Genomic DNA, 13,244 nt, shown 5'->3' on the forward strand with positions numbered 1-13,244 from the left:
AAGAGTGGTCGCGCCCGCGGTGGTGGGACGAGCGCTCGCGCCGGCGTAGCATCTCGCACGCTGGTGAATCACGTTTGCTCCATTGCCTTGTGAGCCGGCCATGCTGCCCGCTCCGCGATAGGCCTTCACCGTAACCAGCCTCAACGCTGACTTGACAGGGTGAACCGCGCCAGTACCCTAGGAAACTACGCCGCATTTCCGACTCTTCTGCGCCTACAAGACCGCGCGTCGGGGAGTGCTCCAGAAGACGTCGATGGAGGTATGCAGTGCGATTCAACTCTTACCGGGACTTACGCATCCCCAACTTCAGCCTGCACGCGCTCTGCGACGTGCTGAAAGACGCGGGGCTTGACTGGAAGCTCGCCTTGTTGGCGGCCGACATCGACCACGACGTTGTAAACCGGCCCGGGGGGACCGTACCGGCGAGAAAAGAACTGGCTTTCCAGCTGCAGTTCGTTGCTCTCACGAAGGACCGCGTCGACTTATGGGTGCGGGCCGCACGTTCATATACTCTCGGCTCGTTCGGTATCAGAGGACTCGCTCTCGTGGCCGCGCCGAACCTCGAAGCTTGGGTACGGGCAGCAGCGACAGATGACGTTCCGGGTCTCGTTGAAGTGTCGCCACTGAGAACGTCAGACGGACGGCTAACGGGCCTCGAATTCACCTACCCGGATGCCCCCGACGAGCTCGTACCATTCAGCATCTACCGCGAGCTCGTCGTGACCTTCCGGACGTTCTCTTGGCTTTACGGCGAGCCATTCCCATTCACCCACGTGGACATTCCGCTCCCAACCCTTGCTCCCGAGGTCTCGACAATCGTTGCGTGCAGCGTGAAGTGCGACTCCGAAGCGCTACGGGTGTGGTGGGAGCCCGAAGCGTCCCTACACGAACTTCCCTTTGGCAATGAGTTTCAGTACACAACGTGGGTACACCAAGACACGCGGATTCTCGAAGTCCTCCGTGAGACTGGCGACTGGCCGAGCACAGTAGAGAAGGTCATCCGTGCGGCCCCGCACCTAAATCGCAAGCTGGCGAACGCGGCCGCTGCGCTGCGCGTCTCCCCACGCACGCTACAACGAAAGCTTGAATTGACCGGGCACGATTTTGCACAGGTACGCGATGCCACCCTGGGCACCCTCGCTTCCGAGCTGCTCGCCGCATCGAATCACTCGGTGTCGCAAATATCACGAGTTCTCGGGTACTCTGACCCGGCAAGTTTCACGAGTGCGTTCAAACGGTGGAAGGGAACGTCGCCGACCGCCTACCGCGACGCATCCCCGTCGGTTGCGATCACACATAGCCATTAGGGCGGGATCCGCCTTGCCCCCGTGTGAGCGTTCGGGAATCTCATGGGCACTGTTTGTGACCGCGAGCCCTCCCCCGTTAGAGCAGCACCACTTTCTACGCGTTTAGATTGTTGACGTAGTCTCGCCGCCCCTCGGCGGGTAGATACTCTTCCTCAGTACCTCGAACGTACTCCGTTGACGGGCGCCCCAACTTTCCGCCCCAGCCAAAGTCGTACTCGGTTCTCAAGACTGAATCCATGCGGTCGAGATAGCGCGCAATGGGTGTCGCATCACCCGCCTTTTTGACATCTACCAGGAGCCGCCACACCTCATTTATCCCCGGCAACACGAAAGGAGCGATGTCGATCGCTTGGCCCATCGCCGTCAGCTCGGGCAGTGTCTTCTGCCCCAAAAGGTTACCGCTGGGAATCACATAGTTCGCCCCGGGTGTTTCCTTCAGCGCAAGTTCCGCCTGTTCCCACGATTGCAAACCTTCGTAGAAGATGACGTCGACGCCGGTCTCTGCGCGGTAGAGCTGTCCTCGCCGAAGAGCCTCGTCAAGACCACCCCCCGCAGCGCCGTAACCATCAGTGCGGGCGACGATCACGAAGTCGGCGTTCAATCGGTCTCGCGCGGCTACCGCTGCATTCAAGCGTCCAATTGCCTCTGCGTCGGAGACCAGCTCGATTCCGGTATCGCCGCCAGACTTCTTCGGTTCTCTTTGATCCTCGATGTGAATACCGGCTACGCCCGCATCGGAAAACTCCTGGACCGTGCGCTGAACATTGATGGGTGCCCCGTACCCGGTGTCCGCGTCGCAGAACACTGGTATGTCGACGCTCCGTGCGACGCGCTTCGCATGGGCTACGACTTCGGTCAGCGTCAACCAGCCTGTGTCGGACGCGCCCTCGGCCCACCATGCTGACATGCCACCCGAAAGCTCGAACGCCTCGAACCCCGCGTGTTCGGCCATCTGTGCGTGGATTGGAAGCGCACCGAAGGGCATGATGACCGTTTGGGGGCGTTCAAAGATTTCTCGGAGTGCTGCGCCGGGTGAAGTTGGACTCATGAGAACTCTCCTGGTGGAATCTTGGTTATGGACTTTGTCACGTTCATGCTCCTGCCCATGGATGCCTTGCTCGGGCTCTTTCGCGCTCGCCTCGGCCTCGGCCGGATCGAGTGCTCTAGCCGGTTAGGTTTCAGGACAGGTGGACCCGATCGAGGTCACGTCATCAGCGGTTGGCTGCTTGAAGTTTCGCGGTGTTGACTGCCGTGTCGACAGCGTGCAGATCCTTGATGGACGTTGGCGCGAACACGGTCCACACGGCGACGAAGACAGCGATCACGACGGCACCTGCTACGAAGATTCCAACGAGTGCTTGTTCCGGAATGAATCCGTCAGCCCCTGCGACCAGGACATTCAGGACAATGGCGGTCGGAACTGTCCCCGCGGTGTACTGGACAATGCTCTGGATGCCAATCGTCACCGCCATATTGTCTTGGCGTCCCGCTGCTGCGACAAGGGCGTACCCCGCGGTTAGGCAGCTCAGTGTGGCCAGCCCGTAGCCGAAGACCCACAGCCACGGTGCCCAAGCGGGTCCATTCGCGAATGCCATGCCGAGGTACACCACGACAGAGAAGATCCCGGAAGTGATGAGGACGACTTTCGGCCCGAGCCGGGCAAGGCCCCACTTCGTCCAGAAGTAGCCCAGCGCCGCACCAGGAATCTGTGCGAGAAGCACGTACGTCGAATCGAGGGTCGACAATCCATGCCCGTACCCCGACTCAATTGGAGCTTGCAGGACAGCAGGCATCACGATGAAGATACCCGACCCAACCAGGCTGATGAGCAGAATTCCCGAATACCCAACGAGGGCCTGGCGCCGGTCCATGTTACGGAAAGAAATGAGCGGGTCAGCGGAGCGTTTTTGCTGAATCACCCAGCTTATGAACGTTAATGCACTGATCGCGAATGCGCCGATCACCAGCGGCGAAGACCAGCCCAGACTGGGTCCCGTACTGATACCAACCAGCAGCGCGGTAACCCAGACACCCAGGCCAATCGCCCCGAACCAGTTCAAACTCCCGGTGGCCAGGGAAGACGCGGGTGTTTCACGTGCGATCAGGGCCAGGATCAGCAAAATCGCGAACAGCGCAAAGCTGATCCAGAAGACCATCTGCCAGGGCAGTCCCGCCTGAACGACCAGACCGCTGATGACGAGGGCCAAGGGGGTGAAGATCGCCATGACCAGCGAGAGAACGAGCGAAACATTGCGGACCTGACGGGCAGTAGCACGTGGGCGCAGTAGACCCCATGACAGTGGGACCGGGACCGCGAACCCCATCAGGAACCGGCCCGTGACAAGAGCCCAGAATCCGCCTCCGGTAGCAGCCAGGGCCGCGCCTACAAGCGCAAGGCCGAGAAGAACGATCAGAACCTTCCGATGTCCAAAGATGTCGCCGATGCGGGTAGAGAGGCTCACTGAGATGGCGCTACCCACCATCATGGCGTTGAGGACCCACCCGATCTCCGGTCCAGAGAGCCCAGACTCTGCCGCAATCGTCCCCACGAGCGGTGGGAGACCGCCGAACTGGACGTCGACCGTTACGCCGGCGAGAAGGAGCAATGTCACCAGAGTTGCGTATTGCCCGGTGCGCGCTTGGACCGATACAGATTGCGTCATCTTTGACCACCCATAGTTGAAAACCAGCAACTGCTGGTGTCACGTAACCAACAACAGACCTTGGAAGCTAAAGCGGTCAACCAAGCTCGGTTTTGGAATGATTTGAAGCCGACCCGACGCGGGAGACGAGTGAGCTAACACTTCAGGTCGTTGAGATCACACGTTAGAGTTTCGTCGACTGCAGCCGAGATGCTAACACACGCCAAGATGACCTGAAATCACGCCGTTCGTTAGGGGTGGAGAACCCGCAGCACGACACTGGTGAAGCGGTGATGAGCGTCGTCGACGCAGACAACGACCTTGCCACCGTGGGCCGGCCCGGCCGATTGCGCCACTATCCCGTGCCGTTTGACCGATTCTTAGGTTCTACTTGGGGCCATCCACGTCGTGCTCGCGCCTTGGTCCTGACGAGGTGACCCCCGAGGGCGGAGCCAGGGTGAGCGAGGACTTTGCCGACGCCATTGCGGCTCTCGGAGTGCGCTCCCAGCACATGCATTGCTGAATCGCCCGAATGACGACTTCATCATTCCGTTCGGCGCATAGATGGCGGCAGCTCGGCGGCCCTCGAAGCTATTGGAGTTGAACCCGGTCTTGTGGACACCTGAACTGAGCGGCGAGAGTCGTTTGTGAAGGAGGCATGCCTGCAGCGCACCCGGTGGAGTTTGGTCGGAGGGCGGTTGCTCTCGCGCGAATCGCTGGGAGTGTCACCGGAGCGTGCGCACTTGTCGGCGAGTACCGGTAGATGCGTTCTCCACCTCGGCGGAGGTGCGCATGTCAAGCTCGCGGATCACAGAGGGAGGACAACGGGTTTGAACATTCCCATTGTCCTCCCCTCTCAGTCGGGGTTATCTACCTCTGTTCCAATAATTCAGCGACCCCTGTTACGCCAGCCCAGATCCGCGAGATTCTCGGCTCATTCGGGGATTCTCCGCGCAAGTTCCAACCACGTGTCAAGCGTGGCTGGAACCGCCTGAGCGACGAAACACGGGCTGAAGTAGCTACCCGCTACGAAGCCGGCGACACCACCACGCAACTCGCGAAGGACTACGGCGTCGCCAAGTCCACGGTCATCGGAATCCTCCGCGCCAACAAGGTTGTGGTGCGACGGCAGCCTCTAACACTGGAGCAGGTAAGTCGGGCAGCGGCACTGTATGAGTCTGGGTTGTCCTTATCGCAGGTCGCATCGCGGTTGGGCGTGAACCAAGAAACGATGCGCATGGCCATCCTGAGGTCTGGGGTGGTGCTGCGCGCGCCCAACCAGGCCAAGTAGCGCTCGAGCGAGATGCAATCTCGCTCGCGTAGGCAGCCGGACTCGGAATCGGGTCACGTTAAACCGCTTCAGCTGCTCGGCTATTGCGGGAGGACTACTGCGGTGCGTCGCGCCCCCTCCGGCGGTCCAGTCCCAGCTGATCGGATATGGCGGATCCAGGTTTTGCGCACGCATGGCGATCACGGTCTCGCCATCGAACCGTTCGCCAGAAGCCCTCTCTTCGGTTGCACGACTGTCGGGAAGGATTTTTTCAACTCGGACCATAGCTGGGCGTTGGTCGTTGTGTACGCGCCACATCTCGAGCCTTCAAGTCTGGCTGGCCGTACCGTAAACCACGAGCGCCTGGTCGGCTCAACTCGCGATAGTAAGCAGTGGTCCTGTTAGATCCTCCCGCGCGCAGCCGCCGACCCCGGCGTCGCCGCGGTGGCGGCGAGCTTTTGCAGGCTGGACCGCGACGGAACGCGGATGGCGAAGGTGTTGCGGGCTACTTTCGACCCGCTGTATGACAGTCAGCGCGCCCGGCACCGCGCCGATCAGGAGTTCAACACGGACAAGAAGCACTTCGGGACGCTCATCGAGATCAACCTGCTGTAACGGATCGGCCCGACGGCAACATCGCGGCCGAGATAGATCGCCGCGAGCGTGCGAGGAGACAGGCAAAGCTCAAACGCATGACGGGGCCAGGCGAGTACCACTCGCCATCCACGCGACAACTGGCAAGATCGGGTCATGAACAACCGAGAGATCTCACGTCGGGACAACTCCGGAGAGCTCGACCTGCCGACCTTCGAGACCGCCATCCTCGGCGAGATCGAGGCGCTGGGACTCCCGTCCGAGGACATTCTCGTTCCCGTGCGTCAGCGCGTCGGGGTGCTCAACCAGATGGGTGATGTTCTGGAACCCGTTGATGCGGCGGCGCGCAGCAAGAGCGCCTATCTATCGAAGTTCATGGCAGCCGTGGCAGCCGGACTTTTCGACGCAGCCCTCAACTACCTCTGGGACGAGACGGTGTCCAGCGTTCGCGCGAAAGCCGCAGCCTACGACTTGAACTACTTCTTCGATCAGGCTGCCCCGCCCGGTTCAGAGTTGCGGTCGAAACTCCATGGGCCGGACGACATGCGACTGATCGACGATCAGAAACTGTTGCTAGCCGCCAACCGGATTGGGCTGGTATCGGATCTGGGACTCCAGCAGCTCGATCTGGTCCGGTACATGCGCAACCACGCCAGCGCCGCGCATCCGAACCACGTGACTCTGCGCGCACCTCAGCTGGTGGGCTACCTCGATGCGTGCATCAACGAGGTCATCAACCTCCCTCTCGCTCCCTCGGTGCTGCAAGTCCGCCTGCTTCTTACGAAGATCAAAGCGGCCCCGATCGAGCAGTCAACGGCCGCGGTAACGGGCGGCGGCTTCGAGGAGATGCCCCGCGAACAGGCTGACAACCTCGCGCTCGGACTGTTCGGGATCTACACCCGGCCAGGAGCCGACACATACGTGCTCGAGAACATCCGTCTTCTCCTGCCGTACCTGTGGGAACACGTCAGCGAAGAAGCCCGGAAGCAGTTCGGGACGAAGGCCCGGGGCTTCGGGGTCAACCAGCAGGCGGATGAATCCGCGCTCGCCAACGAGTTTCTGGAGTCCGTCGGAGGTCAGAGCTATCTTCCCGATGACCTCCGTATCCCCGCCATCGACGCCGCCCTCGACGCGGTCCTTGCCGCCCACCACTCGTGGAGCAACTTCGCCGCGGAGGGGCCACCGGTACGCGAGCTCGGCAGGCTCGTCGGCGACGAGCCGAAAGTCCCGCGGGCGATTCAGGAGAAATATGCCACCGTGCTCGTGTACGTGTTCCTTACGAACGGGTCCGGTGCCTCTTGGTCCGCAGACCCGGTTTACAGGGAACTGATCGGCAAATTCACGACCCGAGAGTCGGCGTTCGCGCTCAACTCGATCACAAACCGCGCTGTGGCGAACCGCCTGCACAGCTCTCTCGCTAAGGAGAAGTTCAAGGAGCTTCTCGCCATCCTCAACCTGAAGGTCGTGAGCGGGGCGAGGCGTGACCTCTACGATGCTCTCGTGGCTTGGCCCGAGGCCGATCTCGACGAAGCGCCGACTGCACCCAAGATCCGGCGCCTACTGAGTGAGGCACGTCGCGTGAAGTCCACAACCCGGCTCATCGGATGACGGCGCAGGCACCGTCAAGTAGCCAGGTGAGGATCAAGCGAGACATCGGTCGGCTGATCGCTCACGGTCTTGCGTCGAAGCTGACGTTCGATCAGGCCTGTATGCGAGCGGGGTTGTTTAACGAGGTCTATCTGCACGGCACCATCAACGAGATCGTGGTGTCTAACATCAGTACCGCGGACTTCTGGGTCAGGCCAGGCTACGCGCACCCGCAATTGCAAGACGTCCGCGGAGTCGGGAAGAAGGCGGGCCGCCCGCGGGAACTGGACTTCTTCATCACCCCTACGGCCGGTCGTACGGGTCGCTCGCTGGCTATGGAGGTGAAGTGGACTCCATCGAAGCACTGCAGCTGGGGCAACGTCGTCTCGGACCTGTACAGGCTGAAGCTCGTCGCCATGTCCGAGCCGACCACAGACTGCATGTTTGTGCTGTGCGGACCGAGAACTGGGGTGACGAAGCTCCTGGAGAAGGTGCAAGCGGAAAATCAGAAGCGCGCGATCGGGAGGATGTATGAGCCGGGACTCGTCCTCCGATCCGCTGGCTCGATGTCAGGAAGCGGGGGCATCGCGCCGGTCGATGAGAACGGACGTTTCCTCGGAGGCGACAGCGCCCGGGGGCGGCTGCCGCTGGGGAACAACGGGAGGCGCCGGATACCGACAGGCATCACGTTTCAGCTCGCAGGTGAAGCAACCGTAGGCGCTAAGGAATGGACAGCCGCGGCATGGCGAGTCAGCTAGTCAGGTCTGTTTCAATCGCCAATTCATCTCGAGCGACCTTTCGCGGGGCGTCGCGCCGCGCACGAGGCTCCGAGACGCGCCACAACTGGAGCCCATCACCCGGGCGGCGAGAGTAGGTATCTCAGGCCGGTTTTACTAGTCGGTCGAGCACCCGATCTATGTCATCGCTGACCCACTCAACACGGTCAGGATCAAGCTCTGTATAGCCGACGAAGTACACCGCGCGATCCTCTTGTCTGCGACGTACGCGTCCAATCCGACCCTCGCGACCCAAGGACAGTGTCCACTCGGCCGGTCGAACTCTAGACGCGACTACTTCGCGACCGTTGACTTCGACGACGATCGTTCGAGCGCTGTCATCGCTCCGGTCGAGGTCGTTGAAGAAGCGCTCGCGTTGGTCGTTCATGTGGCTGAGCGTAATCCACCCGCACCGCCGCTATCGAGAGATAGCCACGGACCGCTACTACGTGTTGCTGTCGAAGAGTTAGCCGTGCCGCGAGTCTCCGCACCGTTGGGATCGTGGGCGACCTCTGTCAGATATTCTGTGGATGTCGGTGGTCCTTGCAAAAATGAACGCAAAGGCGCATAAGTAGGGACACAATGACCACCGAGCAGGACTTTTCAGCATCTCCCCGACGTGTACTCACTATCGACGGTGGGGGAATTAAGGGCGTTTTTCCTGCGGCCTTCCTTGCTGATCTCGAAAGCGAGCTCGACCAGCCGCTCGCGTCCTACTTCGACCTGATCGTAGGAACATCGACCGGGGGCATCATCGCCCTGGGCATCGGCCTCGGTATCCCTGCGGCAGACATCCTTCGCTTCTATGAAGAGAAGGGGCCCGCGATCTTCAAGGGAAGCAAGCGAGTAGGTCCGCTGAAGCAACTCGTCACGGCGAAGTACGACCCGGCTCCGCTCAAGAGCGCCCTCGAGGAAGTATTCGGGAACCTGCGCCTCGGAGAGAGCTCTACACGCCTCGTCATCCCGGCCCTCAACCTCTCGACCGGCCAGGTCAACGTCTTCAAAACGGCTCATCACGAACGTTTCGAACGGGACTACAAGATGCTGGCGGTGGATGTCGCGATGGCGACCGCGGCCGCGCCGACCTACTTCCCGACGCATCGATTGACGAATGGCGTGCCGCTCGTCGATGGCGGCATGTGGGCGAACAACCCGATGGGTACCGCGGCCGTCGAGGCGATCGGCCTCTTGGAATGGGCGAAGGGTGACGTCGAACTACTCGGCGTCGGTTGCACTGAAGCGCCGGCCAACTTTGCAGCGGGCCGCGCACGTCATCACGGGCTCGCCAATTACTGGGCGAAACGGATCGTTAAGGTCTTTATGTCTGGACAGTCATCATCGTCGATTGGTTCGGCGATCCTGCTGCTCGGCCACGACCATGTCGTGCGGGTGTCGCCCTCTGTGGACGAACGCAAGTACACCCTTGACGGAATCGAAGGAATCCCTGAACTCCGAGCGCTGGGTGCCGACCAGGCTCGGACGCAGCTTCCGCTCCTCCGCAAGCGCTTCTTCGCAGCGCCCGCCGCGCCGTTCGATCCTGTCCGGAAACTCGAAGACGAGGAGGCGACGCGATGAAACTGATCAAGCACTTCGATGCCTTCCTCGTCAACAAGGTGAACCTCGGCGATGGGCGCATCAAGCAGCTCGATGAGCGAGTGAACGCGATCACCAACTTCGTTCAGACAGGCGAGGACGCCTTCGCCGCCAATTTCATCGACATTCTTCCCCAGGGCAGCTATGCCCACCGGACGATCATCAACCCGGTTCGCGCCAACGATGAGTTTGACGCCGATCTCCTTCTCGAGATGAACGAGATCGAAGATTGGGAGGCCGAAGACTACGTCCAGGAGCTCTACACGGTCTTCCGCAACAGCTCCACATACCGCGACATGGTCAGCCGACACGACCGGTGCATCAGGATCGACTACGCCAACGAGTTCCACATCGACCTCGTGCCGTACATGGAGCGCCACGATGCGCACTACATCACGAACCGCGCCGAGAATCAGTTCGAGCTCAGCAATCCTGAGGGCTACAACGAGTGGCTCGTCGGCCAGAACAAGCTCGCGAGCGGGCGGCTCGTCAAAGTCATCCGTCTGATGAAGTACCTCCGGGACTTCAAGGACACCTTCAGCTGCAAGTCCGTGATTCTGTCAATCCTGCTGGGCAACAGCGTGAGCGAAGCGGCCGCCTGGGGAGACGACTCTCTGTACACGGACGTGCCGACGGCGCTGAAGAACATCGTTGGCGCGCTTGATGATTACCTGCAGAACAACGAGCTCATGCCGAGCATCGATGACCCGAGCGAGCCAACTGAGAACTATAACCATCGGTGGGACCAGGACGAATACGCAAACTTCCGCACCAAGATTCACGTCTACCGCGGCTGGATCGATGAGGCCTACGACGAGGAAGACGCGGACGAGTCGAAGGTCAAGTGGCGCCGGCTCTTCGGCGAGAAGTTCGGAACGTATGACACCACGGTCAAGAAGGCGTCGGAGGCTCATCTCGGCATACCGGGCGTACGCAATACCGATGAGACGCTCGAAAGCCGGTGGGGCATTCGAACACGCCTCGATGGTCGCTACCGCGCTCGCATCATCGGTCGCGTGGCGAAGCGCCGAGGCTTTCGCGAATACGAACTAGGGAAGTACGGCAATGTGGTGCCGCGGAACTCCAGCATCAACTTCCGGGTCCAGCACGACGTCCCGGCTCCCTCCGACGTGTACTGGAAGGTTCGAAACACCGGCGAGGAAGCCATCGGCGCTGACTGCATCCGGGGGCAAGTCGAGAAGGACACTGGCAACCTGAGCAGAGTCGAACCGACCTCCTACAAGGGGCGGCACTACGTCGAGGCGTACGTCGTCAAGGACGGTGTCTGTGTCGCAATGGATCATCAGGAAGTGCGCATCAAGTAGATCGAACGTAGGGCGCGGCTAGCGAGACGAACCCCCAATCTGTCACCAGGTACGTCGCCTTTCGGTTCGGATTTCTGAGGCGAGCATGGTCGATGAGTACGCTCGCGTTATGGAACCGCCGTGGTCGCTCGTCCTAGCGGCACTGTCTCTACTTGTTACTGTCTTCCTCTCGGCCCGCAGTTGGTACTACGGTGGCGCAGTCGTGACGGTCGAGCTTGACCTCATGGAGCGTCGATGGATGGGCGCAGACCTAACCGGTTCGATCGCTCGGTGGAAGACCGGTACCGGACTCCACGCCACGCCACGCCACGGACTCCGACTCGATATCGTCCGTCTCACGGTTCGCAATAAAGGCAGGACGGCCGCAACGATTATGGAGCCCGGACTACGTGTCGGGCGACAACCGGTCCCGACTGGGTCTTGGACGATCATGCCTCCACGCCGCCTCTCAGACGGCGAGACCGACCCAGTTGTTCGCATCGAATCCCACGATGCGAAGGTCTTCTACTTCTATCTCGCACCGATGGTCAGTGGCGCGCGCGATGAGTTCGGGGACATCGCTCTCGCCGCTAGAGGCGCGATCACAACCGGAACGGGAGAGACGCGTCTTTCCCGTCGTTGGCGCCGGAGTTCGTCCGGTTGGACGTGGAATGTCCTCACCCTCCCCAAGGGCGTCGATTGGATCGGGTCGGACCCGCCGACATTAGCGGACCGGCTTTGGCTGTGGAGTGAAGTGACTTCCTTGGTCTACCAACCGCCCATCACGATCGCGCCGCAGTTCGTTCAAGTAGCTGCCAAACGGGCTGAGTCCGGCGAAGATGTGGAGTCGATATCCACTGCGCTATCCGCCCTACAGACAGCGTTTCCCGAAGGCGACGCGTTTAGGGCACGCGAAGGCTGGCTGACTGCCTTGGCCAAGGAAGCGATCAACCTCGCGTCCAACGAGGATGGACCGTCTTCACAGGTCGCGTGCCAGGCAGCAGTTGAGGATCGGATCTAGCTCTTCATTCTTGCTGCGCTCGAGCCGCGGGGCCTTCCAAATAATGTTTGGGCAGCTCCTGCGCGCGGGTCCAGTGCGAGTGTTCGGCCGGGTGGAGGTCCTCGACGATGCCGGGACTGATCGGCGCTATGTCCGCCTGATCATCCAACGAGGTGTCGCGAAGTCGACGAACGCCTCGCGAGACGCTGGGGGCCAGACAGCTCCATCGGTTCGCCCGCTCAAAGGTGGAGAAGGCATGGCGAGTGCGTGTGACACGTGCGCGTTGAACCAAGCCGGTCGCTTGAGCTTACTCAGCGAGACATTCACGGGATTCGATCCATACTTCTGGATCCATCGCCGTTCGAATTCGGCAACTCCGATAGGCGACAGCAACAGGTGCGCATCAATCGTGAACACGAGACGGCGGAGCAGAGCTATCACGTCGCGAACAAGCGCGAGACTGACGGAAACGGGGTCACCAACCGTCAGAATTGGCACCGCGCCGGTCCGAAGTGTGGTGGCGCCCTGCAGAGTCACGAGTGCCGCCTGTGCGTTGACCGAGGCGGTGGCCAATCGCACGTTCGCGCGGGCATTCGAGTGAACGAACGAATTTCGAACCTCTTTATAGAACCGAAAGAGTTGGAGAGCAGCTTCTACGATCGGCGTCGAGGACAAGTAGAGGTTGTCAGCGCTCACCGCCTGCGAATAGATCGCGTCCATGGTGCGGTCGATCGACATTGTCGGGAACACATCGCCGTAGCCTGGGGCTCCCTGATGGGCGTACGCGAACTGACTGGCGCGTGAAGCACCGGCGATTCCGTACTCGACCTCAAGGCTCTCAGCCCAAGTCTCGTACCGTGCGAATGCGACAAACAGCCACATCTCCGCAAGGTCGCGGTCCTTTGCAGCTTGATCGCGCAACGTGTGGGCTCGCAGGTTCTGGCCGGTGGTCCCGTCCGGCATGGGGAAGAGCGCCTCGATCACTCGATCGTCGGCGCCCGCCGTGACCACGCGGCTGACTTGACCTGAAAGCAATTCGAGTCCCGCGCGGCTCGTATTGACTAGGTGGAATGAGTCGGTGATCGCTCGCATGAACGTCTGCGACTCGTCGAGGAATGTGTCCACGTTGTCAGACTACGGGCGACTTGCTCGGTTGCTTCGAGCTATAGCC

Annotated in this window: 11 protein-coding genes; 7 read left to right on the forward strand and 4 right to left on the reverse strand. The window is 61.0% G+C overall.

What is annotated here, in order from left to right; all coding sequences use genetic code 11:
- The first annotated feature begins 266 nt into the window (after window positions 1-266).
- Window positions 267-1,307 (forward strand): AraC family transcriptional regulator, encoded by a 1,041-nt coding sequence (locus LMI96_RS05430; RefSeq protein ID WP_228360736.1) that lies wholly within the window; start codon window positions 267-269, stop codon window positions 1,305-1,307.
- Window positions 1,308-1,401: 94 nt separating this feature from the next.
- On the opposite strand, the gene LMI96_RS05435 is transcribed toward LMI96_RS05430, so the two are convergent.
- Both LMI96_RS05435 and LMI96_RS05440 read right to left on the reverse strand, forming a co-directional pair.
- Window positions 1,402-2,355, reverse strand: coding sequence for an oxaloacetate decarboxylase (locus LMI96_RS05435; protein WP_223721578.1), 954 nt, complete (start codon window positions 2,353-2,355; stop codon window positions 1,402-1,404).
- 163 nt (window positions 2,356-2,518) lie between these two features.
- Window positions 2,519-3,919: an MFS transporter gene (locus LMI96_RS05440; RefSeq protein WP_223721579.1), complete on the reverse strand. Its 1,401-nt coding sequence runs from the start codon at window positions 3,917-3,919 to the stop codon at window positions 2,519-2,521.
- Window positions 3,920-5,663: 1,744 nt separating this feature from the next.
- On the opposite strand from LMI96_RS05440, the gene LMI96_RS05445 reads away from it, so the two are divergent.
- The 3 genes from LMI96_RS05445 to LMI96_RS05455 all read left to right on the forward strand — a co-directional run bounded on the left by LMI96_RS05445 (window position 5,664) and on the right by LMI96_RS05455 (window position 8,158).
- Window positions 5,664-5,834, forward strand: coding sequence for a NaeI family type II restriction endonuclease (locus tag LMI96_RS05445; protein WP_228360737.1), 171 nt, complete (start codon window positions 5,664-5,666; stop codon window positions 5,832-5,834).
- Between the two features lie 135 nt (window positions 5,835-5,969).
- Entirely contained in the window at window positions 5,970-7,421 is a 1,452-nt protein-coding gene (locus LMI96_RS05450) for a hypothetical protein (RefSeq protein WP_228360738.1), read from the forward strand.
- 26 nt (window positions 7,422-7,447) lie between these two features.
- Entirely contained in the window at window positions 7,448-8,158 is a 711-nt protein-coding gene (locus LMI96_RS05455) for a hypothetical protein (protein ID WP_228360739.1), read from the forward strand.
- Window positions 8,159-8,279: 121 nt separating this feature from the next.
- Here the strand turns inward: LMI96_RS05455 and LMI96_RS05460 are convergent, their stop codons facing one another.
- A complete protein-coding gene (locus tag LMI96_RS05460; RefSeq protein WP_228360740.1) occupies window positions 8,280-8,564 on the reverse strand; it encodes a hypothetical protein in 285 nt (94 codons plus the stop codon).
- A gap of 194 nt (window positions 8,565-8,758) precedes the next feature.
- Here LMI96_RS05460 and LMI96_RS05465 point away from each other — a divergent pair, with 194 nt between their 5' ends.
- The 3 genes from LMI96_RS05465 to LMI96_RS05475 all read left to right on the forward strand — a co-directional run bounded on the left by LMI96_RS05465 (window position 8,759) and on the right by LMI96_RS05475 (window position 12,094).
- A complete protein-coding gene (locus tag LMI96_RS05465; protein WP_228360741.1) occupies window positions 8,759-9,751 on the forward strand; it encodes a CBASS cGAMP-activated phospholipase in 993 nt (330 codons plus the stop codon).
- On the forward strand, window positions 9,748-11,094 hold the full coding sequence (locus LMI96_RS05470; protein WP_228360742.1) for a cyclic GMP-AMP synthase DncV-like nucleotidyltransferase: 1,347 nt from the start codon (window positions 9,748-9,750) through the stop codon (window positions 11,092-11,094). The genes LMI96_RS05465 and LMI96_RS05470 overlap by 4 nt, the downstream gene beginning before the upstream one ends.
- A gap of 85 nt (window positions 11,095-11,179) precedes the next feature.
- Window positions 11,180-12,094 (forward strand): hypothetical protein, encoded by a 915-nt coding sequence (locus LMI96_RS05475; RefSeq protein WP_228360743.1) that lies wholly within the window; start codon window positions 11,180-11,182, stop codon window positions 12,092-12,094.
- A gap of 126 nt (window positions 12,095-12,220) precedes the next feature.
- On the opposite strand, the gene LMI96_RS05480 is transcribed toward LMI96_RS05475, so the two are convergent.
- Entirely contained in the window at window positions 12,221-13,198 is a 978-nt protein-coding gene (locus LMI96_RS05480) for a hypothetical protein (protein ID WP_228360744.1), read from the reverse strand.
- Window positions 13,199-13,244 lie beyond the last annotated feature (46 nt).

It is taken from the genome of Microbacterium sp. cx-59 (assembly GCF_020805625.1).
Classification (GTDB): domain Bacteria; phylum Actinomycetota; class Actinomycetes; order Actinomycetales; family Microbacteriaceae; genus Microbacterium.

Bases quoted from the DNA above. Each gene is read 5' to 3' on its own strand.
- LMI96_RS05435 (WP_223721578.1), bottom strand. From the start codon at position 2,355: ATGAGTCCAACTTCACCCGGCGCAGCACTCCGAGAAATCTTTGAACGC.
- LMI96_RS05450 (WP_228360738.1), top strand. From the start codon at position 5,970: ATGAACAACCGAGAGATCTCACGTCGGGACAACTCCGGAGAGCTCGAC.
- LMI96_RS05460 (WP_228360740.1), bottom strand. From the start codon at position 8,564: ATGAACGACCAACGCGAGCGCTTCTTCAACGACCTCGACCGGAGCGAT.
- LMI96_RS05465 (WP_228360741.1), top strand. From the start codon at position 8,759: ATGACCACCGAGCAGGACTTTTCAGCATCTCCCCGACGTGTACTCACT.
- LMI96_RS05470 (WP_228360742.1), top strand. From the start codon at position 9,748: ATGAAACTGATCAAGCACTTCGATGCCTTCCTCGTCAACAAGGTGAAC.
- LMI96_RS05475 (WP_228360743.1), top strand. From the start codon at position 11,180: ATGGTCGATGAGTACGCTCGCGTTATGGAACCGCCGTGGTCGCTCGTC.